At 64.6% G+C, this 23,166-nt stretch carries 24 protein-coding genes; 14 read left to right on the plus strand and 10 right to left on the minus strand.

Annotated elements, in window-relative coordinates:
• Positions 1–25: 25 nt before the first annotated feature.
• A complete protein-coding gene (locus RTH46_RS19460) occupies positions 26–907 on the plus strand; it encodes a LysR substrate-binding domain-containing protein (protein WP_153786892.1) in 882 nt (293 codons plus the stop codon).
• Between the two features lie 114 nt (positions 908–1,021).
• Here the strand turns inward: RTH46_RS19460 and RTH46_RS19465 are convergent, their stop codons facing one another.
• Positions 1,022–1,777 (minus strand): 3-oxoacyl-ACP reductase family protein, encoded by a 756-nt coding sequence (locus RTH46_RS19465; RefSeq protein ID WP_410478583.1) that lies wholly within the window; start codon positions 1,775–1,777, stop codon positions 1,022–1,024.
• Positions 1,778–1,895: 118 nt separating this feature from the next.
• On the opposite strand from RTH46_RS19465, the gene RTH46_RS19470 reads away from it, so the two are divergent.
• Complete coding sequence (locus tag RTH46_RS19470; protein ID WP_316906384.1) at positions 1,896–2,822, plus strand: LysR family transcriptional regulator; 927 nt, start codon at positions 1,896–1,898, stop codon at positions 2,820–2,822.
• A 137-nt stretch (positions 2,823–2,959) separates the two neighbouring features.
• Here the strand turns inward: RTH46_RS19470 and RTH46_RS19475 are convergent, their stop codons facing one another.
• A complete protein-coding gene (locus RTH46_RS19475; protein ID WP_153786889.1) occupies positions 2,960–3,442 on the minus strand; it encodes a GreA/GreB family elongation factor in 483 nt (160 codons plus the stop codon).
• Position 3,443: 1 nt separating this feature from the next.
• Positions 3,444–3,842, minus strand: coding sequence for a hypothetical protein (locus RTH46_RS19480; RefSeq protein WP_153786888.1), 399 nt, complete (start codon positions 3,840–3,842; stop codon positions 3,444–3,446).
• 134 nt (positions 3,843–3,976) lie between these two features.
• On the opposite strand from RTH46_RS19480, the gene earP reads away from it, so the two are divergent.
• Entirely contained in the window at positions 3,977–5,095 is a 1,119-nt protein-coding gene (earP, locus tag RTH46_RS19485; protein ID WP_316906385.1) for an elongation factor P maturation arginine rhamnosyltransferase EarP, read from the plus strand.
• A gap of 48 nt (positions 5,096–5,143) precedes the next feature.
• A complete protein-coding gene (gene efp, locus RTH46_RS19490) occupies positions 5,144–5,713 on the plus strand; it encodes an elongation factor P (RefSeq protein WP_060483780.1) in 570 nt (189 codons plus the stop codon).
• Between the two features lie 143 nt (positions 5,714–5,856).
• Here efp and RTH46_RS19495 read toward each other — a convergent pair whose 3' ends face one another.
• From RTH46_RS19495 to RTH46_RS19505, 3 genes are all read right to left on the minus strand, one after another.
• The gene (locus RTH46_RS19495) at positions 5,857–6,285 is read right to left on the minus strand and encodes an organic hydroperoxide resistance protein (protein ID WP_023632623.1); all 429 of its coding nucleotides are present in this window, start codon (positions 6,283–6,285) and stop codon (positions 5,857–5,859) included.
• Between the two features lie 141 nt (positions 6,286–6,426).
• Positions 6,427–6,882: a MarR family winged helix-turn-helix transcriptional regulator gene (locus RTH46_RS19500; RefSeq protein ID WP_279846085.1), complete on the minus strand. Its 456-nt coding sequence runs from the start codon at positions 6,880–6,882 to the stop codon at positions 6,427–6,429.
• A 55-nt stretch (positions 6,883–6,937) separates the two neighbouring features.
• Positions 6,938–7,894, minus strand: a complete 957-nt coding sequence (locus RTH46_RS19505; RefSeq protein ID WP_316906386.1) for a LysR family transcriptional regulator — start codon at positions 7,892–7,894, stop codon at positions 6,938–6,940.
• Between the two features lie 115 nt (positions 7,895–8,009).
• On the opposite strand from RTH46_RS19505, the gene RTH46_RS19510 reads away from it, so the two are divergent.
• Positions 8,010–8,759 (plus strand): sulfite exporter TauE/SafE family protein, encoded by a 750-nt coding sequence (locus tag RTH46_RS19510; RefSeq protein WP_110996497.1) that lies wholly within the window; start codon positions 8,010–8,012, stop codon positions 8,757–8,759.
• Between the two features lie 74 nt (positions 8,760–8,833).
• Here RTH46_RS19510 and RTH46_RS19515 read toward each other — a convergent pair whose 3' ends face one another.
• Complete coding sequence (locus RTH46_RS19515) at positions 8,834–9,685, minus strand: LysR substrate-binding domain-containing protein (RefSeq protein ID WP_153786883.1); 852 nt, start codon at positions 9,683–9,685, stop codon at positions 8,834–8,836.
• Positions 9,686–9,781: 96 nt separating this feature from the next.
• Between RTH46_RS19515 and RTH46_RS19520 the strand changes: the two genes are divergently transcribed.
• Entirely contained in the window at positions 9,782–10,000 is a 219-nt protein-coding gene (locus tag RTH46_RS19520) for a DUF1127 domain-containing protein (RefSeq protein ID WP_316906387.1), read from the plus strand.
• A gap of 69 nt (positions 10,001–10,069) precedes the next feature.
• On the opposite strand, the gene dnaQ is transcribed toward RTH46_RS19520, so the two are convergent.
• The 3 genes from dnaQ to RTH46_RS19535 all read right to left on the minus strand — a co-directional run bounded on the left by dnaQ (position 10,070) and on the right by RTH46_RS19535 (position 12,211).
• The gene (dnaQ, locus tag RTH46_RS19525; protein ID WP_316906388.1) at positions 10,070–10,825 is read right to left on the minus strand and encodes a DNA polymerase III subunit epsilon; all 756 of its coding nucleotides are present in this window, start codon (positions 10,823–10,825) and stop codon (positions 10,070–10,072) included.
• 146 nt (positions 10,826–10,971) lie between these two features.
• Positions 10,972–11,424: a ribonuclease HI gene (rnhA, locus tag RTH46_RS19530; RefSeq protein ID WP_125464845.1), complete on the minus strand. Its 453-nt coding sequence runs from the start codon at positions 11,422–11,424 to the stop codon at positions 10,972–10,974.
• A 13-nt stretch (positions 11,425–11,437) separates the two neighbouring features.
• On the minus strand, positions 11,438–12,211 hold the full coding sequence (locus RTH46_RS19535; RefSeq protein WP_125464846.1) for a class I SAM-dependent methyltransferase: 774 nt from the start codon (positions 12,209–12,211) through the stop codon (positions 11,438–11,440).
• An 85-nt stretch (positions 12,212–12,296) separates the two neighbouring features.
• Between RTH46_RS19535 and gloB the strand changes: the two genes are divergently transcribed.
• From gloB to RTH46_RS19575, 8 genes are all read left to right on the plus strand, one after another.
• Positions 12,297–13,076, plus strand: a complete 780-nt coding sequence (gene gloB, locus RTH46_RS19540; RefSeq protein WP_316906389.1) for a hydroxyacylglutathione hydrolase — start codon at positions 12,297–12,299, stop codon at positions 13,074–13,076.
• Between the two features lie 100 nt (positions 13,077–13,176).
• Positions 13,177–14,604: a lytic transglycosylase domain-containing protein gene (locus tag RTH46_RS19545; protein ID WP_153786639.1), complete on the plus strand. Its 1,428-nt coding sequence runs from the start codon at positions 13,177–13,179 to the stop codon at positions 14,602–14,604.
• A 213-nt stretch (positions 14,605–14,817) separates the two neighbouring features.
• The gene (locus RTH46_RS19550; protein ID WP_316906390.1) at positions 14,818–16,650 is read left to right on the plus strand and encodes an extracellular solute-binding protein; all 1,833 of its coding nucleotides are present in this window, start codon (positions 14,818–14,820) and stop codon (positions 16,648–16,650) included.
• The gene (locus RTH46_RS19555) at positions 16,647–18,473 is read left to right on the plus strand and encodes an extracellular solute-binding protein (RefSeq protein WP_316906391.1); all 1,827 of its coding nucleotides are present in this window, start codon (positions 16,647–16,649) and stop codon (positions 18,471–18,473) included. Before RTH46_RS19550 ends, RTH46_RS19555 begins: the two co-directional genes overlap by 4 nt.
• Before the next feature lies 1 nt (position 18,474).
• Positions 18,475–19,548, plus strand: a complete 1,074-nt coding sequence (locus RTH46_RS19560; protein ID WP_125464850.1) for a microcin C ABC transporter permease YejB — start codon at positions 18,475–18,477, stop codon at positions 19,546–19,548.
• A gap of 1 nt (position 19,549) precedes the next feature.
• Complete coding sequence (locus RTH46_RS19565; protein ID WP_110994549.1) at positions 19,550–20,569, plus strand: ABC transporter permease; 1,020 nt, start codon at positions 19,550–19,552, stop codon at positions 20,567–20,569.
• Position 20,570: 1 nt separating this feature from the next.
• Complete coding sequence (locus RTH46_RS19570; RefSeq protein WP_153786636.1) at positions 20,571–22,181, plus strand: ABC transporter ATP-binding protein; 1,611 nt, start codon at positions 20,571–20,573, stop codon at positions 22,179–22,181.
• A 513-nt stretch (positions 22,182–22,694) separates the two neighbouring features.
• Positions 22,695–22,940, plus strand: coding sequence for a hypothetical protein (locus tag RTH46_RS19575; protein ID WP_153786635.1), 246 nt, complete (start codon positions 22,695–22,697; stop codon positions 22,938–22,940).
• Positions 22,941–23,166: the final 226 nt, after the last annotated feature.

Below are 23,166 nucleotides of genomic sequence, written 5' to 3' on the forward strand. Positions count from 1 at the left end.
GTCCATCTAAAAAGCAGATAGATCGATGAATCTCAAGCAGCTCGAATACGCCCTGGCGGTGGCCGACACCGGCAGTTTCACCCGCGCTGCCGAGCGCTGCCATGTGGTGCAGTCGGCGCTCAGCCACCAGGTGGCGCGGCTGGAGGCCCAACTGGGGGTAAGCCTGTTCGAGCGCAGCTCGCGGCGGGTACGCCTGACCCACGCCGGTGAAGCCTTCGTGCTCAGTGCCCGGCCGGCGCTGGAGGCCGCCAGGCGCGTTGCCGATGACGTGGCCGCCGCCTGTGGCCAGGTGCGCGGGCGCCTGTCGATCGGCGAAATCAGTTCGCTTACCGCGCTCGACCTGGTCGACCTGCTGGCGGAGTTCCATCGCCGCCACCCGGATGTGGACGTGCGCTGGCTGACCGCCAAGAGCGAACTGTTGATGGCCGACGTGTGCGAGCGGCGCCTGGACGTGGGGTTTGTTGGTTTGTGGCAGGGCGAGGTGCTGCAGGGCGTGCAGCATCGCCTGCTGGCGCGTGAGGAACTGGTGGCGGTGCTGCCGCCCACGCATGCCTTGGCGGGCAGGGCGCAGCTGGCCCTGGCGGACCTGGCCGCCGAGGTGCTGGTGGACTTCCCCGAAGGCACTGGCGCGCGCCGGCAGACCGACGAAGCATTCCAGGCGGCGGGGTTGGTGCATCGGGTGCAGTTCGAGATCGGCCATATTCGCCTGGTGGAAAAGTTCGTCCAGCGCGGCATGGCCGTGGGGCTGGTGCCGGAGCGGATCGCCCGGGGTTTTGCCGGGGTGGCGGTGGTGCCGTTGCTGGATGCGCCGGTACGGCATTTGTATGCGGTGTGGTCGCCCAGCCCGACGCCGGCGGCGCGGGCGTTTCTGCAGGTAATGGAGCAGAGCCTGGGTACAGATGGCTGAGTCTGTGGCTGCCTGTGCTGGCCCCATCGCCGGCAAGCCGGCTCCCACAGTGTATTGCCTGATCCCTGTGGGAGCTGGCTTGCCAGCGATGAGGCCTGCCAGGCGAGGCGTGTCTCAGGCCGCGAAGCCACCATCGGCCGTCAAGCTGGCGCCGGTGATGTACCCCGCCTCCGGCCCAGCCAGATAGGCCACGAAGCTGGCGATCTCCTCCACATGCCCGTACCGACCGATGGCCATCAGCGGGATCAGGCTGTCGGCGAAGTCGCCGCTGGCCGGGTTCATGTCGGTGTCCACCGGCCCTGGCTGCACGTTGTTCACGGTGATGCCCTGCGGCCCCAGGTCACGGGCCAGGCCTTTGGTCAGGCCGACCAGCGCCGACTTGCTCATGGCATAGGGCGCGCCGCCGGCAAACGGCATGCGCTCGGCGTTGGTGCTGCCGATGTTGATGACCCGCCCACCCTGGCCCATGTGTTTCGCCGCCGCCTGGGTGGCGACGAACACGCTGCGCACATTGACCGCCAGGATGCGGTCGAAATCGGCCAGGTCGAACTCGGCCACCGGCGCCACCGCCAGCACGCCGGCATTGTTGACCAGGATGTCGAGCCCACCGAAGGCCTTGACCGTGTCGGCCACGGCCTGCTGCACGGCCGCGGCCTCGGCGCTGTCGGCGCGCAGGGCCAGGGCCTGGCCGCCCGCGTTGTTGATCTCGCCGGCCAGGGCTTCGGCGGTGGCGGCGGAGCTGACATAGGTGAAGGCCACCTTGGCGCCGTCACGGGCCAGGCGGCGCACGATGGCCGCGCCGATGCCACGGGAACCGCCCTGGACCAGGGCCACTTTGCCGCTCAGGGGAAGTGCTTGGGACATGCTGATCTCCAGTATTCAAGCAAGGCAGGTTGCCTTGGATGGGCGCAGTATCGACCGATGATTACCCACTGATAAGATGGTAATCACGATCATCAGAGTAAACCGTTGGTTGAGAATCCAAGCCATGGAATCGTTCAGTCACCTTGAATGCTTTGTTCGCAGCGCTGAAGTAGGCAGCTTTGCCGAAGCTGCCCGGCGCCTGTCGCTGACCCCGGCGGCGGTCGGCAAGAACGTCGCCCAGTTGGAAGCGCGCCTGGGCGTGCGGTTGTTCCAGCGTAGTACCCGCAAGCTGACCCTGACCGAGGCGGGGCAACGATTTCTGGGGGAAGTCAGTGACAGCTTACGCACCATCCAGTACGCCATGGCCAACCTGGCCAGCGCCGAGGGCCAGCCGGCGGGTGTGCTGCGGGTGAGCATGGGCACGGTGTTCGGGCGGCTGTATGTGCTGCCGCTACTGGGGGAGTTCTTGCGGCGTTACCCGGCGATCACCCCGGACTGGCATTTCGACAACCGCCAGGTCGACCTGATCGGGCAGGGCTTCGATGCCGCCATCGGCGGTGGTTTCGAGCTGCCGCTGGGGGTGGTGGCGCGCAAGCTGACCCCGGCGCACCGGGTGCTGGTGGCCGCGCCGGCGTACCTGCAGCGGCGCCCGCCGATCGAGCATCCCAGTGCGCTGGTGCAGCATGAAGGCATCCTGATCCGCTCGCCGCAGACCGGCCGCGTGCGGGCCTGGCCGCTGACCAGCCGTTGGCAGGAGCAGTGCCCGCTGCAATTGCCGCAGAGCATGACCATGAGCGACTCCGATGCCGCCTGCGCCGTGGCCGGGCAGGGGCTGGGAATTGCCCTGGTGAGTTTGCCGTTTGCCTTGCCGTACCTGACCGAGGGCAGGCTGCAGCGGGTGCTGCCGGACTGGTACGTGGACGATGGCAACATCAGCCTGTATTACGCCGAACACAAGCTGTTGCCGGGCAAGACCCGGGCGTTCATCGATTTTGTGGTGGAGCAGTTTGCCGAACAGGGCTTGGCGGGGCGGTTCAACGCGTTGCAATGACCATCGCGGGGCAAGCCCGCTCCCACGATACTGGACTGCCCCCAAGAAGTTGGACACCAATCCGCTAGCTGATCTGTCCAGCTTTTCTGGGGCAATTCAGTATCGTGGGAGCGGGCTTGCCCCGCGATGGCGATGGATCAGGCAACGCCGACAATGAATTGCACCTGCACGACGCCATTCACCACCAGGCTCACCTCGTCATCCAGCTTCTTGCCCAGCAGTTGTTGCCCCAGCGGCGCACGCGGGGTGATCACCGTCACCAGGGCATCACCTTCGCCAATCTTCAGCCCGGCCCCCTCCGGCCCGAGGAACAACAGGCGCTGGTGGCCGTCTTCATCTTCCAGGGTTACCAGGCAGCCGATCTGGATGCCCCGCGCCGGGTCATAGTCGCGCAGCACCAGTTGCTGATAAGTCAGCAGCGCCTGGCGGATCTCGGCGGTGCGCCGGGCCTGGCCAGTGGCGAGATAGGACGCCTCCAGCCCCAGGGTATCGTACTTGTTCTCGGCGATGTTCTCTTCGGCGGTGGCCGTCTCGTAGGCAGTCTGGGCCGCCTGGCGCAGCACTTCCATGTCGTGCTCGAGGGTGGCGATGATGCGCTGCAGCAGGCTGGTCTTGTTCATCTCAGTAGCAGAACTCCAGCACGTTGGCCTGGCTCTTGTCGGTCGGCGCGGTGCGGTTCTGCTGCAGCCAGAACTGGCACTTGGGGTTGTTCAGGTTGCGCGGGCTGCCCTGGGCGGTTTCGGCCGCCTGTTGCAATTGCTGCTGGTGCAGGATGTCCTTGTAGCGTTCGAACATCTGCGCCTGGGCATCCACCGGTTGCGCGGGCGCGCTGGCGGGCGCCGGCTGGACGATGGCCGGGGCGACCGCCTGGGCCACCGGCTGCACCTGTTCCGGCCACAGGCGCAGCGCCAGCCATAGGCTCAGGACAATGGCCACGGCCCCCAGCCACAGGCCGAAGGCGACGCACAGGATCAGTTGCACGGGTTTGAGGGTGATCTTCAGTTCGCGGGAGCGGGGCATGGCGGCCTCCTGGCAGGGCGGATCGATGGCGGCATTGTCGCATGGCGTGGCAGGTTTTTTTAGCGCGGCGCTTTTGTCGGCGCGCATTTGTGCGCAGAATCCGCGGTCTTTTTTGCAGGTAACGGGACGTGGCGATGAAAACCACCTGGGACATCTTCTGCACGGTCGTCGACAACTATGGCGACATCGGCGTGACCTGGCGCCTGGCCCGCCAGCTGGTGGCCGAGCATGGGCAGGGCGTGCGGCTGTGGGTGGATGACCTGCAGTCCTTCGCCCGTCTGTGCCCGGCGCTGGACTGCAAGGCCGAGCAGCAATGGCAGGAGGGCGTCGAGGTGCGCCGCTGGGCCGCCGAATGGCAGGGCGCAGAGCCTGCCCAGGTGGTGATCGGGGCCTTTGCCTGCCAGTTGCCGCCGCAGTTCGTCGAGGCCATGGCCCGGCAGCCCAAGCCACCCTTGTGGCTGAACCTGGACTACCTCAGTGCCGAGGACTGGGTCGAGGGTTGCCATGGGCTGCCCTCGCCGCAGGCCAACGGGCTGCGCAAGATCTTCTTCTTCCCAGGCTTCACCGAAAAAACCGGTGGCCTGCTGCGCGAACGCTCATTGCTGCCACGTCGCGAGGCGTTCGAGCGCGCGAGCTTCCTCGCCGGGTTAGGCGTTGTGCCCGAGGACGGCGCGCGACTGATTTCACTGTTCGCCTACGAGAACCCGCAGTTGTGCAACTGGCTCGATGTGCTGGCGGCCGATGCGCAGCCGGTTCACCTGCTGGTGCCGCAGGGGCGCATCCTGGGTGACCTGGGCCGCTGGCTGGGCGAGCCTGCGCTGCCCGTGGGGGCGTTGCATCGGCGCGGCGCCTTGACCGTGCAGGTGCTGCCGTTCGTCAGCCAGGACGATTACGACAGGCTGCTGTGGAGCTGCGACTTCAACGCCGTGCGCGGCGAGGATTCGTTCGTGCGCGCGCAATGGGCCGGCGCGCCGATGCTGTGGCACATCTATATCCAGGAAGAGAACGCCCACTGGGAAAAGCTCGAAGCCTTCCTGGCCATTTACCGTCGCGGCCTGTCGGACGCCGCTGGCCAGGCGCTGACCGCGATGTGGCGTGCCTGGAACATGGATCAGCCGATGGGCCAGGCCTGGCAAAGGCTGCAGCCGCATTGGGCTGAACTGTGCATGCATGCCCGCCAGTGGTGCGCCGAACAGGCCGCTCGGCCGGACCTCGCCACGAGACTGGTACAGTTTTACCGAAATTCGCTATGATACGCGGCCTCGATTTTTATAAATCCATCCAGATTCGGATACTTCGTAATGAAAACTGGTAAAGAGCTGAAACCCGGTACCGTACTGCGGATCGATAACGACCCGTGGCTGGTTCAGAAAGCTGAGTTCACCAAGTCGGGCCGTAACAGCGCGATCATGAAGACCAAGCTGAAGAACCTGCTGACCGGCTACAAGACCGAAACCGTATACGGTGCGGACGACAAGCTGGACGACGTGATCCTGGATCGCAAAGAAGCGACCCTGTCGTTCATCAGCGGTGACTCGTACACCTTCATGGACACCACCGACTACACCATGTACGAACTGAACGCCGAAGACATCGACGCCGTTCTGCCGTACATCGAAGAAGGCATGGAAGACATCTGCGAAGCCGTGTTCTTCGAAGGCCGCCTGGTATCGGTAGAACTGCCGACCACCATCAGCCGTCAGGTTGTCTACACCGAGAACGCTGCTCGCGGCGACACCTCGGGCAAGGTCATGAAGCCTGCCAAGCTGAAGAACGGTACCGAGATCTCGGTTGCCGACTTCATCCAGATCGACGAGTGGATCGACATCGACACTCGCGACAACAGCTTCAAGGGCCGTTCCAAGAAGTAATCCTTCTTGCGATGAGCACGAAAAACCCGGCCTCGGCCGGGTTTTTTTGTGCCTGTGAAACCGTGTCGCCTTCATCGCGGGGCAAGCCCGCTCCCACGTGGGGGCGGCGGTGCGCCGTTGCGACTTGCCCCGCGATGGCGTCCTCAGACAGTCACATGCAAGCGCACATCCACATTGCCGCGGGTAGCGTTGGAGTAAGGGCAGACCTTGTGCGCCTTCTCCACCAGCCCTTCGGCATCGGCCTGGGCCAGGCCCGGCAGGTTGATGTGCAGGTCGATGTCCAGGCCGAAGCCACCGGGAATCTGCCCGATACCCACCTTGGCGGTGATCGAGGCATCGGCCGGCAGGGCCTTTTTCTCCTGGCCGGCGACGAACTTCAGGGCGCCGATGAAGCAGGCCGAGTAGCCGGCGGCAAACATCTGCTCGGGGTTGGTGCCGTCACCGCCAGCGCCGCCCAGCTCTTTAGGGGTGCTCAGCTTGACTTCCAGCTTGCCGTCGCTGGAGCGGGATTTACCGTCGCGGCCGCCAGTGGAGGTGGCTTCTGCGATGTACAGCGGAGTGACCTTTTGCATCTTGAGCCTCGTTCATATGCTGTGCGCCCGTTGATGGAAGGGGCGCTGGGTGGGTACGGGATTAAACTTAGCGCGCAATTAGTTTGCGCGCAAGTTAAATGTTCGGCCATTTGTCCGAACGGCCACCACCCAGCATAGTCGTCAAAGGTTTTTTTGCAGGTTCGCGCGCAGTTCGATCAGTTCTGCCTGCAGCTTGGCCAGTTGCTCGACCGTACGGCCGCTGGCCTTGAGGATGCAGTGCGGCACCTCCCGGGCTTGCTGCTGCAGGGCGCGGCCCTTGTCGGTCAGTTGTACCAGCACCACCCGTTCGTCTTCGCGGCTACGGGTGCGCTTGAGCAGCCCTTCGCTTTCCAGGCGCTTGAGCAGCGGGGTGAGCGAGCCGGGGTCGGTGAGCAGGTGCTGGCTGATCTCGCCCACGGTCAGGCCGTCCTGCTCCCACAGCACCAGCATGGCCAGGTATTGCGGGTAGGTCAGGCCCAGCGCCTGCAGCAGGGGCTTGTAGACCTTGGTCATCAGCAGCGACGTCGAATGCAGGGCGAAGCAGACCTGGTTGTCCAGCAGCAGCTCGTCGCAGGGGGCTTGGGTGTTGGCGTTCATGCAGGTCCTTGAAATCGGTGTAGGGGAAAATCTAGCACGCTGAAGGTTGGCGCGCTCATTGCCAGCGCAGCTCGCTGCGCAGCGCCAGGTCCCAGGGGGGCACCGGGCTGAAGCGGCTCTTGAGGAATTCGAGCAGCAAGCGGCTGCGAGAGTTCGTTTCATGTTCCAGGCGCAGCGCATAGATGCCGCTGCTCTCCGGCGCGGGCAGGCCGTTGTCGCAGAACAGCGGCAGCAGTTCGCCGCGCAGCAGGTAGTCGCTGATCAGCCAGGTGGGCAGGTGGGCGATGCCCAGGCCGGCCAGTGCGCCGAACAGCAGGGTTTCGGCATTGTTGGCGGTCATGCGCATGCGCGTGGGCCGGTACAGGCGCGCCTGGCCATCGACCATGAAACGCCAGGCGAACGGCGGCGCCAGGCCGTCCCAGTCAAGGCCGTCATGTTCGGGCAGCTCGCTGGGGCAGGCGGGTACGCCACGGCTGGCCAGGTACCCGGGGCTGGCGCAGGCGATGCGCACCATGTAGGCCAGCGGCGTGGCCACCAGACGGGTGTCGGCCAGGGGGCCGGCGCGCAGTACCAGGTCGACCTCGCCCAGGTGGCTGCCGTGCAGGTCGACGAAGCTGTCGATCAAGCGCAGCTGCACGTCCAGCCCGGGGTAGGCCACCAGGAAGTCGGCAATGGCCGGTGCCAGGTGGCGGCGACCGAAGGCCGCCGGGGCATCGATGCGGATCAAGCCCTCGGGGGCATTGCTCAACGACACCGCCTCGGCCCGTGCCAGGCGCAACTCTTCGATGATGCGCCGGGCCCGTTCGGCGAAGGCGTTGCCGGCGGGCGTGGGGCGCACGGCATGGGTACTGCGGGCGAACAGGCGGCTGCCGACGGCGCTTTCCAGGTTGTCGATGCGCCGTGCCACGGCCGACGGGGTCAGTGGGTGGCGGCGGGCGGCGGCAGAGAAACTGCCGGTTTCCAGCACGTCGAGGAACAGGCTCAGTTGTTCGGTGAGGATATCGGGGCTCATGGCGGGTCTGCTTGTGCGTAGGGCGCACAGCCATTGTGCGCTGCTGTGCGTTTCCCCGCCAGCCGTGACTGGGTAGCATGCAGCCATTGTTCAGGAGCAGGCGGATGAGGCGCTGATGATCGAGTGGTTGATGTATATCGTGTTGGGCGCCGCGCTGGGCACCATGGGTGGGTTGTTCGGCATTGGTGGCGGGCTGATCGCCATCCCTGCGTTGGGCGTGCTGTTCGGCCTTGACCAGCAACTGGCCCAGGGCACCGCGCTGGTGATGGTGGTGCCGAACGTGCTGCTGGCGCTGTGGCGCTACCACCAGCGCAACCGCATCGAGCTGCGCCATGCCGTGCCGTTGTCGCTGTGCAGCTTCCTGTTCGCCTGGCTGGGCTCGATCTGGGCGGTGGGCATCGATGCCCAGTCGATGCGCCTGGGCTTCGTCGGCTTCCTGGTGGCACTGGCGGTGTGGAACGTGGCGCGGATGTTCCTGCGGGTGAGGCCGCCGAGCAGTGAGTTGCGCTACCCCTGGCCGTGGCTGGGTGTGCTGGGCAGCTTCGCCGGCACCATGGGCGGGCTGTTCGGGGTGGGTGGGGCCGTGGTGGCCACGCCGATATTGACCTCCGTGTTCGGCACTACCCAGGTGGTGGCCCAGGGCTTGTCGCTGGCGCTGGCGGCGCCGAGTACCACGGTGACCTTGCTGACCTATGGGATTCACCAGAGTGTTGACTGGAGCGTCGGCATTCCGTTGGCGGTGGGCGGGCTGCTCAGCATCAGCTGGGGGGTGAAGCTGGCCCATGCGTTGCCGGAGAAGGTGTTGCGCACGCTGTTCTGCGTGTTCCTGGTGGTGTGTGCTGTGATGCTTGGGTTCGAGCTCTAGAATGATCGCGGGGCAAGCCCGCTCCCACGTATGAATGCGTGGGCGCGGGCTTGCCCCGCGATGGTTTCGACGTGCTACTTGAACCCATCGACAATGAACTCGGCCATGCAATCGGTGATCGGCGACTGCTGTTGCGCGTTACGCAGCAGCATCACATTGGCCATGTGCAACTGTGGCAGACCATCGTCCTCGCCGAGGATGCGCAGCTCGCCGCCAACCAGGCTGTGCAGTTGCGCGGTCACCGCCAGCCCGGCGCTGACGATGGCGAAGATCGCCGCCAGGCTGGGGCTGGTGTAGGCGATACGGTATTCGATGCCCTGTTGCTCCAGGGCATTGCAGGTCCAGGCGCGGCAGAAGCAGTCGGTGTTGAACAGCGCCAGCGGCATCGGCCGCTGTTCCTGTGGGCAGTATCCTCGGGCTGCCGCCCACACCAGCCGTTCCTGGCGCAGCAACTGGCCGACTTCGTTGCCGGGTTCACGGGTGACGATGGTCAGGTCCAGGTCCTGGCGCAGCATCAGCTGCTTCGACGAGTCGCAGTGCACCTCGACATGGATCAGCGGGTACGCCTGGGCGAAGCGGGTGAGGATGCCGGGCAGGTAGCGCATGGCATAGTCGTCCGGGGTGCCGATGCGCACCACCCCGACCATGTGCGGCATGCGCAGGGTATTGAACACTTCGCCATGCAGCTTGAGGATGCGCCGGGCATAACCCAGCAGCACCTCGCCCTCGGCGGTCAGGCGTACCTGGCGGCCATCGCGCTCGAACAGCTGGCGCTGCAGGATGTCTTCCTCCAGGCGCTTCATCTGCATGCTCACCGCCGACTGGGTGCGGTTGACCACTTCACCGGCGCGGGTGAAGCCGCCTTGCTCGGCAATGGCGACGAAGGTGCGCAGCACGTCGGCATCGAGACTCTGATACTGGGACATTGCATCAATCTCCGAGATGCATGGCATCAGAAACATTCGTTGGATTGATCTTAGGCCTGGGCAGAGACTGAAGCCATCCACAAGGAGGGCGTCAAGATGAAAGGTCATTTCAATGTTGCTCACCGGCCGGTATCGGCCCTGAACCATTTGCTGCACGATGCCGGCGGGCTGTTCCTGCGCTGGTACGAGTTGCACCGCCAGCGCGATGAACTGGCGCGCCTGAGCGATGCGACGCTGCACGACCTGGGGCTGTCGCGGGCGGATATCCAGCAGGAAGCCGACCGGCACTTCTGGGAAGACCCGTTGCGTAAGTAGAGGGCGGCCCCCATCGCGGGGCAAGCCCGCTCCCACGTGGGAGCGGGCTTGCCCCGCGATGATTTTGACTCAGTCTGCCGCTGGCTCGGTCAACACCTGCCACATCGCCGGCCCACCCGCCGACTTGGCGACCGCCGCCAGGCGCTCGGCATGGGCTGCCAGCTCTTCTTCGGTGGGCAAGATCACCCGCCCCGGTGCGCGCCCGACAATCCGGCGGATCTCGCTGCCGGTACTGCCTTGCCCCTCTTCATCGCCGGCAGCGTCACCGGCCAGCGACAGGCTGGTCTGCCCACCGGTCATCGCCAGGTAGACGTCGGCCAGCAGTTCCGAGTCGAGCAGTGCGCCGTGCAGATCGCGGCCGGAGTTGTCGATGCCGTAGCGTTTGCACAGGGCATCCAGGCTGTTGCGCTGCCCCGGGTGGCGCGAGCGCGCCATCATCAGGGTGTCGAGGATCGGGCAGTGTTGCGAGATATCGGCGCGGTCGTGCTGGCCCAGCAAGGCGAATTCGTTGTTGATGAAGCCAACGTCGAACGCCGCGTTGTGGATGACCAGGGTGGCGCCCTGGATGAAGTCGAAGAACTCCTCGGCCACATCGGCGAAACGCGGCTTGCCGACCAGGAAGGCATCGGTGATGCCGTGGACGTTGATGGCGCCCTCGTCGCTTTCGCGGTCGGGCTGCAGGTAGACGTGGAAATGCCGCCCGGTCAGGCGTCGGCCCACAACCTCGACACAACCGATCTCGATGATGCGGTGGCCGTCGGCCACTGGCATACCCGTGGTTTCGGTGTCGAGGATGATGAACCGTTTGTCTTGCTGCTGCTCCACGCGGGGGACTCCAACATGCGGTGCTTGAATTCAGGGCGGGAGTATACCGGACTCAGGGCCGCTTTGCGGCCCTTCGCCTGTAGGACCGCGTAGATCATGTGGGAGCGGCTTTAGCCGCGAAGGGCTGCACAGCAGCCCCAAGGACATTAGCGCTTGGCGCGCAGCTCTTCGACGCCGCGGTTGGCCAGCTGGTCGGCCCGCTCGTTGCCCGGGTGGCCGATGTGCCCGCGCACCCACTTCCAGGTCACCTTGTGGCGGTTGACCTGCTCATCGAGGGCCATCCACAGGTCGGCGTTCTTCACCGGTTCCTTCGCGGCTGTCTTCCAGCCACGCTTCTTCCAGTTGACCATCCATTCGTTGATGCCCTTCATCACGTACTGCGAGTCGGTGGTCAGCACCACTGCGCATTCACGCTTGAGCGCCTTCAACCCTTCGATCGCGGCCATCAGCTCCATGCGGTTGTTGGTGGTTTCGCGCTCGCCGCCCCACAACTCCTTCTCGACGCCCTTGAACACCATCAGCACGCCCCAGCCGCCCGGGCCAGGGTTGCCTTTGCAGGCACCATCGGTGTAGATCTCGACGATTTCGCTTTCGCTCATGTACCACTCATCTTCAATGCTTTTCGATATCGGGGTTGCTGGCGTTACGGTTGACCTTGGCCAGCGGCAGCGGCAAAAGCTTGCCCATGGGCTCGCGGCGCTCCTGACGCAGTGGCCGCAGGCCGACCATGATCTTGCGTGCCACCAGCAGGTAGACACCGCCACCGGCCGTCTGCCAGCCACCGGCGATGCGCTCCCAGCCAGCCAGGCGTTGCTGCCAGGCCGCCGAGGCAAGCGGCGGACGATAGCACCCGAAACGGCGTTTCTCCAGCGCGAAGCCCAGCAGGTTGAGCCAGTCGCCAACCCGCGACGGTGGGATGCAGCGCGCCTTGCGCAAGGCGCCGTGGCTGAAGAAATGGCGCATGCCCCAGCTGCTCCAGGGGTTGATACCGACGATCAGCAAGTGGCCGCCCGGGCGCACCGCACTGGCCGCTTCGCGCAGCAGGCCATGGGGCGACAGGCTGAAGTCCAGGCCATGCTGCAGCACCACCACGTCGGCGGCGTGCTCCGACAACGGCCAGGCCTGTTCCTCGCAGACGATCTCGACCCCTGGCAGCGGCGCGCCCAGGCGCACGTTGCGTTGCACCTGCGGGGCGTTGGGTGGGGCGTCGGCACCCGGGCCGTAATGCACCAGATAGCCGCCGAAGAAGCGGCCAAGCTCCTGTTCGAGCAGTTTCTGTTCTTCCTCGAGCATCAATTGCCCGAGCGGCCCGTTGAACCACTCGCGGGCCAGGCTGATCAGCTCAACCCACTCGGGGTCGGCCTGGGCGAAGGCTTGGTCGGTCATTGCGTTCTCCCTCGAAGGTTCTCCGGCCACGCCATCGCGGCTAAGATGCCTTCAATGTCCAGGCTTGGCGATACGGATCCGCACCATGATACAGATCGATGCCCTACCCGCTTTCTCCGACAACTACATCTGGTTGTTACAGGATACTGCCAATCGCCGTTGCGCGGTGGTCGACCCCGGTGATGCCGGGCCGGTGCAGGCCTGGCTCGACGCCCACCCAGGCTGGGTACTGACGGATATCCTCGTCACCCACCACCATCACGACCACGTCGGCGGCGTCGAAGCGCTGAAAAAGGCCACTGGCGCCCGCGTCTGCGGCCCTGCCCACGAACGCATCCCGGCCCGCGACCTGGCCCTGGAAGACAACGCCCGCGTGCAGGTGCTGGGGCTCGACTTCGAGGTGCTGGCCATGCCCGGCCACACCCTTGGGCACATCGCCTATTACACTGCGCAACCGGCCACGCCGCTACTGTTCTGTGGCGACACCCTGTTCGCCGCCGGTTGTGGCCGCCTGTTCGAAGGCACCCCCGAGCAGATGCACCATTCATTGCAGCGCCTGGCCGCCCTGCCCGCTGCCACCCAGGTGTACTGCACCCACGAATACACCCTGAGCAACCTGCGCTTCGCCCGCGCCGTAGAACCGCACAACGCGCAGGTTCTGCAGCGGTTCGAAGACGTTACCCGGCTGCGCGCCGACAATCGCATCAGCTTGCCCTCGACCATCGGCCTGGAGCGCCAGACCAACCCGTTTTTGCGCACCGCTGAAACATCCGTTAAAGAAAAAGCAGACGAATGGAAGGGTCTTTCAAACCCCACCCAAGCCACTGTTTTTGCTGCCTTGAGGTCTTGGAAGGACGTGTTCTGATAACCCTAAGATATATCGCGATACAGGTACAAAGGTTGACCCGGCCGGGACCGGTTTCTAGAATCGCCGAACTTTTTTGCCCGGATAACTGTCCCAGCCGATGCCTTCCACTAGCCGCAGAACCTCTCATTCGGTCGCCCTGACGCGACTGGCCCAGATCAGTGCACTGGCGCTGGCCGCCACCCTGGTCGGCTGCCAGAGCACCCGTCAGCTCGACGAATCCGACAGCGTTCGCGCGCACAATTACCAGGCGCGGATCAAGCACAAGCCCGCCCCGGTGCTGGTCAAGCCGAAGGAGCAAGCCCCGCAGGACGTCTGGGAGCGCATGCGCCAGGGCTTCGCCCTGCAGGACAACGTCGACGTCAACCCGCGCATCGAGCAGCAGCGCCTGTGGTTCGCCAGCAACCCGTCGTTCCTCGAGAACGCCGGCGAGCGTGGCAGCCTCTACCTGCACTACATCGTCGAGCGTCTTGAAGAGCGTGACATGCCGCTGGAGCTGGCCCTGCTTCCGGCCATCGAGAGCGCCTACAACCCGATGGCCTACTCCCGCGCGCACGCCGCCGGCATGTGGCAGTTCATCCCGTCCACCGGGCGCCACTTCAACCTGCGCCAGACCAACTTCTACGATGGCCGCCGCGACATCACCGCATCGACCAACGCCGCGCTGGATTACCTGAACCGCCTGCACGACATGTTCAACGGCGACTGGCTGCTGGCCCTGGCGGCCTACAACGCCGGCGAAGGCACCGTCAGCCGCGCCATCGAGCGCAACGAACGCCTTGGCCTGCCCACCGACTACTGGAACCTGCCGCTGCCGCAGGAAACCCGCGACTACGTGCCCAAGCTGCTGGCCCTGTCGCAGGTGGTCAACACCCCGCAAGCCTATGGCGTCAACCTCAACCCGATTGCCAACGAACCCTACTTCGAAGCCGTCGCCATCAGCGAGCGCCTCGACCTGTCGCGGGTCGCCGCCTTCGCCGACATCGACGAGGACGAGCTGATCCAGCTCAACCCGGCGTTCAAGAAACGCATGACCGTGGACGGCCCCAAGCAACTGCTGGTGCCCACCGCCAAAGCGCAGTTGCTGACGGATCGCATGTCCAACCTCAAGCCCGAGGAACTGGTCAGCCTGCAGCCGAACAAGGCCGTGTTCAATGCGGCCCTGGCCGAGGCCAAGGCGCCGGCGGCGCGCAGCTACCGGGTCAAGCGCGGTGACAACCTGGCCAGCATCGCCAAGGCCAACCGGGTATCGGTCAAGCAGCTGCAGGGCTGGAACAAGTTGCGCGGCAACAGCCTCAAGGTCGGCCAGGTATTGGCCCTGCGTGGTGGCAGCGCACCGAGCGCCGCCGCCAACCGGGTAGCCGACTCGAAGCAGCGCTCCACCCAGTACAAGGTGCGCAAGGGCGACTCGTACTACCTGGTGGCCAAGCGCTTCAATGTCGAAATGCAGCACCTCAAGCGCTGGAACCCGCGCAGCGGCCACGCGCTCAAGCCTGGGCAAACGCTGACCGTTTACCTGGCGCGTTGAACCACAACGTCGAAGCCAGCGCCCCACCCTGTGGGAGCGGGTTTACCCGCGAAGAAGGCTCTGCGGTGCCTGGCACCGGCTTGGCCGGTGTTCGCGGGTAAACCCGCTCCCACAGGGGACTTCATTTGCTCCAAGGACGACCCTTTTTCCTGCCAAGACAAGCTGTTACTGTACCCCGACCAAAGCCCAACGCCTTCTGGATCGGATGCCGACTTGATACGTCCCCTCCTGCTGTCCCTCAGCCTGGCCTTGAGCTTCCCCGCCGTCGCGATGGTGAGCGAAAGCCACGGATACGCGCAGTTCGGCACGCTCAAGTACCCGGCCACCTTCACCCACTTCGACTGGGTCAACCCGCAAGCCCCTAAAGGCGGCACCTTGCGGGCCATGGCATTCGGCACCTTCGACACGCTCAACCCCTATACCTTCAAGGGCTCGAGCCCGGTCACCACGCCCAACTTCCTGCAATACGGCATCAGCGAGCTCAACGAGCCACTGATGGTCGGCACCGGCATGTACGACCCCTCCGGCGACGAACCCACGTCAAGCTACGGCCTGATCGCCCGCAGCGTCGAGTACAGCGAGGACCGCAGCTGGGTGGTGTTCAACCTGCGCCCCGAGGCCCACTTCCATGACGGCACGCCGATCACCTCGGCCGATGTCGCCTTCAGCTACCGCACCCTGCTCAAGGATGGCCACCCGATCTATCGCACCAACCTGCAGGAAGTGCAGCGCGTCGACATCCTCGGCCCTTTGCGCATCCGCTTCGTGTTCAAGCGCGCCGGCAACCCGTTGCTGATCCTGCGCCTGGGCGAGATGCCGGTGCTGCCCAAGCATTACTGGCAAAACCGCGATTTCAAGGCCACCACCTTCGAGCCACCACTGGGCAGCGGCCCGTACCGCATCACCGAGGTGCAGCCTGGCCGGCGCCTGGTGTTCGAGCGGGTGAAGGACTACTGGGGCAAGGACCTGGCGGTCAACCGCGGCAAGTACAACTTCAAGCGCGTCGAATACGAGTTCTACCGCGACGCCACCGTGGCCTTCGAAGCGTTCAAGGCCGGCGAGTTCGACATCTATATCGAGCACCAGGCCAAGAACTGGGCCAACGGCTACAACTTCCCCGCCGTGCGCCGGGGCCAGGTGATCAAGGCGCAGATCCCGCACCAGATCCCCACGCAAACCCAGGGCCTGTTCATGAACAGCCGCCGCGCCACGTTTGCCGACCCGCGGGTACGCCAGGCGCTGGGCCTGATGCTGGACTTCGAGTGGACCAACCGTGCGCTGTTCAGCAGCGCCTACCGCCGCGCCACCAGCTATTACCCCAACAGCGAGTTCGCCGCCAGCGGCCTGCCCACCGGCAAGGAATGGCTGCTGCTCAAGCCGTTCCGCGACCAACTGCCGGAAAAGCTGTTCACCGAGCCCTACCAGGTCAGCCACACCGATGGTCGCGGCATCAGCCGCCAGACCCTGCGCCAGGCCCTCGATCTGTTCGCCCAGGCCGGCTGGAAGCTCAACGGCCAGCGCCTGGTGAACAGCAAGGGCCAGCAGCTGCGCATGGAACTGCTGCTGGTGAACCCGAACCTCGAACGTATCCTGCAACCTTATGTCGAAAATCTGGCCAGCATCGGCATCGATGCGCGCTTGCGCACCGTCGACCGCGCCCAGTACAAACAACGGCTCGACCAGTTCGATTTCGACATGATCCTGATGACCCTGAACCAGACCCTGAGCCCCGGCCTCGAACAGTGGCTGTACTTCCACTCAAGCCAGGCCGCGACCAAGGGCAGCAAGAACTATGCTGGCGTGAAGGACCCGGTGGTCGACCACCTGCTCGACACCCTGCTCGCCGCCCGCACCCGCGATGACCAGATCGCCGCCGCCCGGGCCCTGGACCGCGTGCTCTCATGGCAGTACTACATGATCCCCAACTGGTACCTGGACAACCATCGCCTGGCCTACCGCAACCGGCTGGCCTTCGTCACCACACCGCCCTACACCCTCGGGCTGAACAGCTGGTGGATCAAGAAGACTTCGGAGAAAGCCAAATGACCCCGACCCTGCGCCTGGCCTGCAGCCTGCTGCTGGCCTGCCTCACGCTCCCGGCCATGGCCGCCCCGCAACACGCCCTGACCCTGTATGGCGAAGCGCCGAAATACCCGGCCAACTTCAAGCATTTCGACTTCGTCAACCCGGATGCGCCCAAGGGCGGCACGTTCCGCCAGTCCAGCTTCGGCGGCTTCGACAGCCTCAACCCGTTCATCAACAAGGGCGTGCCCGCCGACAACGTCGGCAGCATCTACGACACCCTGATGCGCCAGAGCCTGGACGAACCCTTCACCGAGTACGGCCTGGTGGCCGGCAAGATCGAAAAAGCCCCCGACAACAGCTGGGTGCGCTTCTACCTGCGCCCCGAAGCGCGCTTCCACGACGGCCACCCGATGCGCGCCGAAGACGTGGTGTTCACCTTCAACGCCCTGATCAAGGACGGCGCGCCGCTGTACCGCCAGTACTACGGTGATGTCGCCGAGGTGGTTGCCGAAGACCCGCTCAAGGTGCTGTTCAAGTTCAAGCACACCAACAACCGCGAGCTGCCGCTGATCCTCGGCCAGCTGCCGGTGCTGCCCAAGCACTGGTACGAAAACCGCGACTTCAACCGCGGCAACCTGGAAATCCCCCTGGGCAGCGGCCCCTACAAGGTCGCCGACGTGAAGGCCGGCCGCTCGATCCGCTACGAGCGGGTCAAGGACTACTGGGCCAAGGACCTGCCGATCAACCGCGGCTTCTACAACTTCGACGTGATGACCTTCGACTCCTACCGCGACAACACCGTCGCCCTCGAAGCGCTCAAGGCCGGCCAGTTCGACTACGGCCTGGAAGTCAGTGCGAAGAACTGGGCCACCGCCTACGACGTGCCCGCGGTGCGTGATGGCCGGCTGATCAAGGAAGAGCTGCCCAACGGCACCCCCGTCGGCATGCAGGGCTTCATCTTCAACCTGCGCAAGCCGGTGTTCCAGGATGTGCGGGTGCGCCAGGCGCTGAGCCTGCTGCTGGACTTCGAGTGGACCAACAAGCAGCTGTTCAACGGCGCCTACCTGCGCACCGGCAGCTACTTCGAGAACTCGGACATGGCCGCCCAGGGCCTGCCCTCCCCGGCCGAACTGAAAATCCTCGAACCGCTGCGCGGCAAAGTCCCCGATCAGGTGTTCAGCGAGGCCTTCCACAACCCCGTCACCGACGGCAGCGGCATGATCCGCGAGCAGCAGCGCCAGGCCTACAAGCTGCTGCAGGAGGCCGGCTGGAAAATCGTCGACGACAAGATGGTCGACAAGGACGGCAAGCCGCTGGTCATCGAGTTCCTGCTGGCCCAGACCCAGTTCGAGCGCATCCTGCTGCCGTTCAAGCGCAACCTCGCCGACCTCGGCATCGAGCTGAACATCCGCCGCGTCGACGTTTCGCAATACATCAACCGCCTGCGCTCGCGCGACTACGACATGATCGTCGGCGGTTTCTCGCAATCCAATTCGCCCGGCAACGAGCAGCGCGAGTACTGGTCCAGCGCCGCCGCCGACAACCCCGGCAGCCGCAACTTCATCGGCCTGCGCGACCCGGCCATCGACCAGCTGGTGGAGCAGTTGATCAACGCCGATTCGCGCCAGAGCCTGATCGACCACACCCGCGCCCTCGACCGCGTATTGCTGTGGGGTTACTACGTGATCCCCAACTGGCACATCAAGACCTGGCGCGTGGCCTACTGGAACCACATCGGCCACCCGCAGGTGCCACCCAAGTACGACATCGGCATCGACACCTGGTGGATCAAGCCAGGCGTCACCCCCGCGGTGACCGACGCCCCGGCACAAGAGGCCCAATGACATGCTGGCCTATATCCTGCGCCGCCTGCTGCTGATCATCCCCACCCTGTTCGGCATCCTGATCATCAACTTCATCATCGTCCAGGCCGCCCCCGGCGGCCCGGTCGAGCAGATGATCGCCAAGCTCGAAGGCTTCGAAGGCGCCACCAGCCGCATCGCCGGCGGCGGTGCCGAAGTGTCGGTGGCCGGCTCCAACTACCGCGGCGCGCAAGGCCTGGACCCGGCCCTGATCGCCGAGATCGAGCGCATGTACGGCTTCGACAAGTCCGCCCCCGAACGGCTGTGGATCATGGTCAAGAATTACGCCCAGCTCGACTTCGGCAACAGCTTCTTCCGCGACGCCAAGGTCATCGACCTGATCATCGAGAAGATGCCCGTGTCGATCTCCCTGGGCCTGTGGAGCACGCTGATCATGTACCTGGTGTCGATCCCGCTGGGGATCGCCAAGGCCGTGCGCCACGGCAGCCATTTCGACGTGTGGACCAGCTCGGCCATCGTCGTCGGCTACGCCATCCCTGCGTTCCTGTTCGCCATCCTGCTGATCGTGCTGTTCGCCGGCGGCAGCTACTTCGACTGGTTCCCGCTGCGCGGCCTTACCTCCAACAACTTCGACGAGCTGTCCACCACCGGCAAGGTGCTGGACTACTTCTGGCACCTGGTGCTGCCCATCACCGCGCTGGTGATCGGCAACTTCGCCACCATGACCCTGCTGACCAAGAACAGCTTCCTCGACGAGATCAACAAGCAGTACGTGGTCACCGCCAAGGCCAAGGGCCTGAGCCGCACCCGCGTGCTGTACGGCCACGTGTTCCGCAACGCCATGCTGCTGGTGATCGCCGGCTTCCCTTCGGCGTTCATCGGCATCTTTTTCACCGGCTCGCTGTTGATCGAGGTGATCTTCAGCCTCGACGGCCTGGGCCTGATGAGCTTCGAAGCGGCGATCAACCGCGACTACCCGGTGGTGTTCGGCACCCTGTTCATCTTCACCCTGCTGGGGCTGTTGGTGAAGCTGATCGGCGACCTCACCTACACCCTGGTCGATCCGCGTATCGACTTTGCCAGCCGGGAGCACTGACATGGCCCTCTCCCCCCTCAACCGCCGGCGCTTCGAGCGCTTCAAGGCCAACCGCCGCGGCTGGTGGTCGCTGTGGATCTTCGTGGTGCTGTTCGGCCTGAGCCTGGGCGCCGAGCTGATCGCCAACGACAAGCCGGTGGCGGTGCGCTACGACGGGCAGTGGTACTTCCCCGCCTTCAAACGCTACCCCGAGACCACCTTCGGCGGCGAGTTCCCGCTGGAGGCCAACTACAAGAGCCCGTACATCCGCGAGCTGCTGGCCAAGAAAGACGCCTTCGTGCTGTGGGCGCCGATCCCGTTCAGCTACCAGAGCATCAACTACGACCTCAAGGTGCCCGCCCCCGCGCCGCCCTCGGCCGACAACCTGCTGGGCACCGACGACCAGGGCCGCGACGTGCTGGCCCGGGTGATCTACGGCTTCCGCATCTCGGTGCTGTTCGCCCTGACCCTGACCCTGGCCAGTTCCATCGTCGGCGTCATCGCCGGCGCCCTGCAGGGCTTCTATGGCGGCTGGGTCGACCTGGCCGGCCAGCGCTTCCTGGAGATCTGGTCCGGCTTGCCGGTGCTGTACCTGCTTATCATCCTGGCCAGCTTCGTGCAGCCCAACTTCTGGTGGCTGCTGGGCATCATGCTGCTGTTCTCGTGGATGAGCCTGGTGGACGTGGTGCGCGCCGAGTTCCTGCGCGGCCGCAACCTCGAGTACGTGCGCGCCGCCCGCGCCCTGGGGATGCGCAACGGCCCGATCATGTACCGGCACATCCTGCCCAACGCCATGATCTCGACCATGACCTTCATGCCGTTCATCCTCACCGGCGCCATCGGCACCCTCACCGCCCTCGACTTCCTCGGCTTCGGCCTGCCCGCCGGCTCGCCGTCGCTGGGCGAGCTGGTGGCCCAGGGCAAGTCCAACCTGCAAGCGCCGTGGCTGGGCATCAGCGCCTTCGCCGTGCTGGCGGTGATGCTGAGCCTGCTGGTATTTATCGGCGAGTCCGCCCGCGATGCCTTCGACCCAAGGAAATGACATGAGCCAAGACACCCTGATCGAAGTGCGCGACCTGGCCGTGGAGTTCGTTACCGGCGACCAGGTCAACCGTGTGGTCGACGGCATCAGCTTCGACATCCGCAAAGGCGAAACCCTGGCCCTGGTGGGCGAGAGCGGCTCGGGCAAGTCGGTCACCGCCCACTCGATCCTGCGCCTGCTGCCCTACCCCCTGGCCCGGCACCCGTCCGGCAGCATCCAGTACGACGGCAAGGACCTTCTGCACCTGGGCGAAAAACCCATGCAGCGCATCCGCGGCGACCGTATCGCGATGATCTTCCAGGAGCCGATGACCTCGCTGAACCCGCTGCACAGCATCGAAAAGCAGATCAACGAAATCCTCCTGCTGCACAAAGGCCTCACCGGCAAGCAGGCCACTGCGCGCACCCTGGAGCTGCTGGAACTGGTCGGCATCCCCGAACCGCGCAAGCGCTTGAAGGCCCTGCCCCACGAGCTGTCCGGCGGCCAGCGCCAGCGCGTGATGATCGCCATGGCCCTGGCCAACGAACCCGAACTGCTGATTGCCGACGAGCCCACCACGGCGCTCGACGTGACCGTGCAGTTGAAGATCCTCGACTTGCTCAAGGAGCTGCAGGCGCGCCTGGGCATGGCCCTGTTGCTGATCAGCCACGACCTCAACCTGGTGCGCCGCATCGCCAACCGCGTGTGCGTGATGCAGTGCGGCAAGATCGTCGAACAGGCCGATTGCGCCACGCTGTTCAGCAAGCCACAGCATCCGTATACGCAGATGCTGATCAATGCCGAACCCAGCGGCGCGCCGGCAGCGAACGCCGAAGGGGCGCCGTTGCTGGAGGTGAAGGATTTGAAGGTGTGGTTCCCGATCAAGAAGGGGCTGCTGCGCCGCACCGTGGACCATGTGAAGGCCGTGGATGGGGTGAACTTCAGCCTGCCCCAGGGCCAGACCCTGGGCATTGTTGGCGAGAGTGGGTCCGGCAAGTCCACTCTGGGCTTGGCCATCTTGCGGTTGATTTCCAGCCAGGGCGGCATTCGCTTCCATGGGCAGAACCTGGAAGGGTTGAACCAGAAGGAAGTGCGGCCGCTGCGGCGGGAAATGCAGGTGGTGTTCCAGGACCCCTTCGGCAGCCTGAGCCCGCGCATGTGCGTGGCGGATATCGTTGGCGAGGGATTGCGGATTCACAAGATCGGCACGCCGGCCGAGCAGGAAGCGGCGATTGTGGCGGCGCTGGAAGAAGTGGGGCTGGATCCGCGGACGCGGCATCGGTATCCCCATGAGTTCTCCGGTGGGCAGCGGCAGCGGATCGCGATTGCTCGGGCGTTGGTGTTGAAGCCTGCTTTGATTCTGTTGGATGAGCCGACGTCGGCGCTGGACCGGACGGTGCAGCGGCAGGTGGTGGAGCTTTTGCGGAAATTGCAGGTTAAGTACAACCTGACGTACCTGTTTATCAGTCACGACCTGGCGGTGGTGAAAGCGTTGAGTCATCAGTTGATGGTGATCAAGCATGGGCAGGTGGTGGAGCAAGGGGATGCGCAGGCCATCTTTCATGAGCCCAAGCATAGGTATACGCGGCAGTTGTTGGAGGCGGCGTTTTTGGGGACGACGTCGGTTGCCTGAAGCTGGCCCCTTTCAAGAACCACGGTCCTGCTCAAAATCTAAATAGCTGGCGCAGTCCCTGTGGGAGCGGCTTTAGCCGCGAACACCGGCGTAGCCGGTGCCAGTCACCGCGTCGCTTGTTTCGCGGCTAAAGCCGCTCCCACAGGAATCGCGTGTAACGGGCCGGCCAATATCAATGCAATATCTGCAACTGCTGACTTTGCTATCCGTCACCAAGAATCAGATTAAAGCCCTTACTTGTAGTCCATTTCCCAAACATACTCTTGCCGCCTTTTTTCCGTTGCGGTCGCCCTGGCAGGCCCCTAGTCTCGGCGAGTCGCTGAGTTCAGCGATCGACTTTGACAGGTCGCGACGGTATTAAGCCTACGGCTAGCCTTCAATGGTGGCTGTACGTGCGGGCACGCTTGCGTGCGCCGGAACTTTGCTTATTCCGCCGGTCTGTCAACCCACGTACAGCTGCCACCCTTCTGTTTGACAGCAGTCAGGTGACCGCCCTTTTAAAGGAATAAGGTCATGTTGAAGATTGTCCCCGATCCACCCCACAACCATCACTCTCTCGAAGACACCCTCCTCCAGGCCGCGGAATACGCCTTGTGCGCACAGGCTGTGGCGCAACAGGCCATTTCGGTCCCGCCCAAGCCGCCCGCGTCAGTTCTGATCATGGCTTTGATGCATGAGATCGAGGCCCTGCGTGTGCTGCTCGAGTCGGCGTTGATTCAGGTGCAGATGTCGCAGATGGAGCGCCGGGCGTTCCACTAGGTCGTAGGTCTTATGTCGCCTGGGCTGACGCTATCGCGGGGCAAGTCGCATCGGCGCACCGCCGCTCCCACGCAACCCCGAGCTGAACTGGTCAAGTAATTTTGGACACCGGTTAAGGTTTATGCCGCTGCCTTGAGCTTTTCCTCCATGGCTACTGGCGTTTCATAGCCGTTGTAGCTGTGGAGGCGCTTGAGGTTGTAGCGCATCAGATAAGCCTGGATGTCTA

The organism is Pseudomonas sp. zfem004 (genome assembly GCF_032621715.1).
Lineage (GTDB): Bacteria > Pseudomonadota > Gammaproteobacteria > Pseudomonadales > Pseudomonadaceae > Aquipseudomonas > Aquipseudomonas sichuanensis.

Coding starts and splice junctions, on each gene's coding strand:
- efp (WP_060483780.1), top strand. CDS start 5,144: ATGAAAACTGGTAAAGAGCTGAAACCCGGTACCGTACTGCGGATCGAT.
- RTH46_RS19565 (WP_110994549.1), top strand. CDS start 19,550: ATGGCCCTCTCCCCCCTCAACCGCCGGCGCTTCGAGCGCTTCAAGGCC.
- RTH46_RS19560 (WP_125464850.1), top strand. CDS start 18,475: ATGCTGGCCTATATCCTGCGCCGCCTGCTGCTGATCATCCCCACCCTG.
- RTH46_RS19500 (WP_279846085.1), bottom strand. CDS start 6,882: ATGAACGCCAACACCCAAGCCCCCTGCGACGAGCTGCTGCTGGACAAC.
- RTH46_RS19555 (WP_316906391.1), top strand. CDS start 16,647: ATGACCCCGACCCTGCGCCTGGCCTGCAGCCTGCTGCTGGCCTGCCTC.
- RTH46_RS19480 (WP_153786888.1), bottom strand. CDS start 3,842: ATGCCCCGCTCCCGCGAACTGAAGATCACCCTCAAACCCGTGCAACTG.
- gloB (WP_316906389.1), top strand. CDS start 12,297: ATGATACAGATCGATGCCCTACCCGCTTTCTCCGACAACTACATCTGG.
- RTH46_RS19570 (WP_153786636.1), top strand. CDS start 20,571: ATGAGCCAAGACACCCTGATCGAAGTGCGCGACCTGGCCGTGGAGTTC.
- RTH46_RS19505 (WP_316906386.1), bottom strand. CDS start 7,894: ATGAGCCCCGATATCCTCACCGAACAACTGAGCCTGTTCCTCGACGTG.
- earP (WP_316906385.1), top strand. CDS start 3,977: ATGAAAACCACCTGGGACATCTTCTGCACGGTCGTCGACAACTATGGC.
- rnhA (WP_125464845.1), bottom strand. CDS start 11,424: ATGAGCGAAAGCGAAATCGTCGAGATCTACACCGATGGTGCCTGCAAA.
- RTH46_RS19495 (WP_023632623.1), bottom strand. CDS start 6,285: ATGCAAAAGGTCACTCCGCTGTACATCGCAGAAGCCACCTCCACTGGC.
- RTH46_RS19515 (WP_153786883.1), bottom strand. CDS start 9,685: ATGTCCCAGTATCAGAGTCTCGATGCCGACGTGCTGCGCACCTTCGTC.
- RTH46_RS19460 (WP_153786892.1), top strand. CDS start 26: ATGAATCTCAAGCAGCTCGAATACGCCCTGGCGGTGGCCGACACCGGC.
- RTH46_RS19475 (WP_153786889.1), bottom strand. CDS start 3,442: ATGAACAAGACCAGCCTGCTGCAGCGCATCATCGCCACCCTCGAGCAC.
- RTH46_RS19470 (WP_316906384.1), top strand. CDS start 1,896: ATGGAATCGTTCAGTCACCTTGAATGCTTTGTTCGCAGCGCTGAAGTA.
- RTH46_RS19575 (WP_153786635.1), top strand. CDS start 22,695: ATGTTGAAGATTGTCCCCGATCCACCCCACAACCATCACTCTCTCGAA.
- RTH46_RS19545 (WP_153786639.1), top strand. CDS start 13,177: ATGCCTTCCACTAGCCGCAGAACCTCTCATTCGGTCGCCCTGACGCGA.
- RTH46_RS19510 (WP_110996497.1), top strand. CDS start 8,010: ATGATCGAGTGGTTGATGTATATCGTGTTGGGCGCCGCGCTGGGCACC.
- RTH46_RS19520 (WP_316906387.1), top strand. CDS start 9,782: ATGAAAGGTCATTTCAATGTTGCTCACCGGCCGGTATCGGCCCTGAAC.
- RTH46_RS19535 (WP_125464846.1), bottom strand. CDS start 12,211: ATGACCGACCAAGCCTTCGCCCAGGCCGACCCCGAGTGGGTTGAGCTG.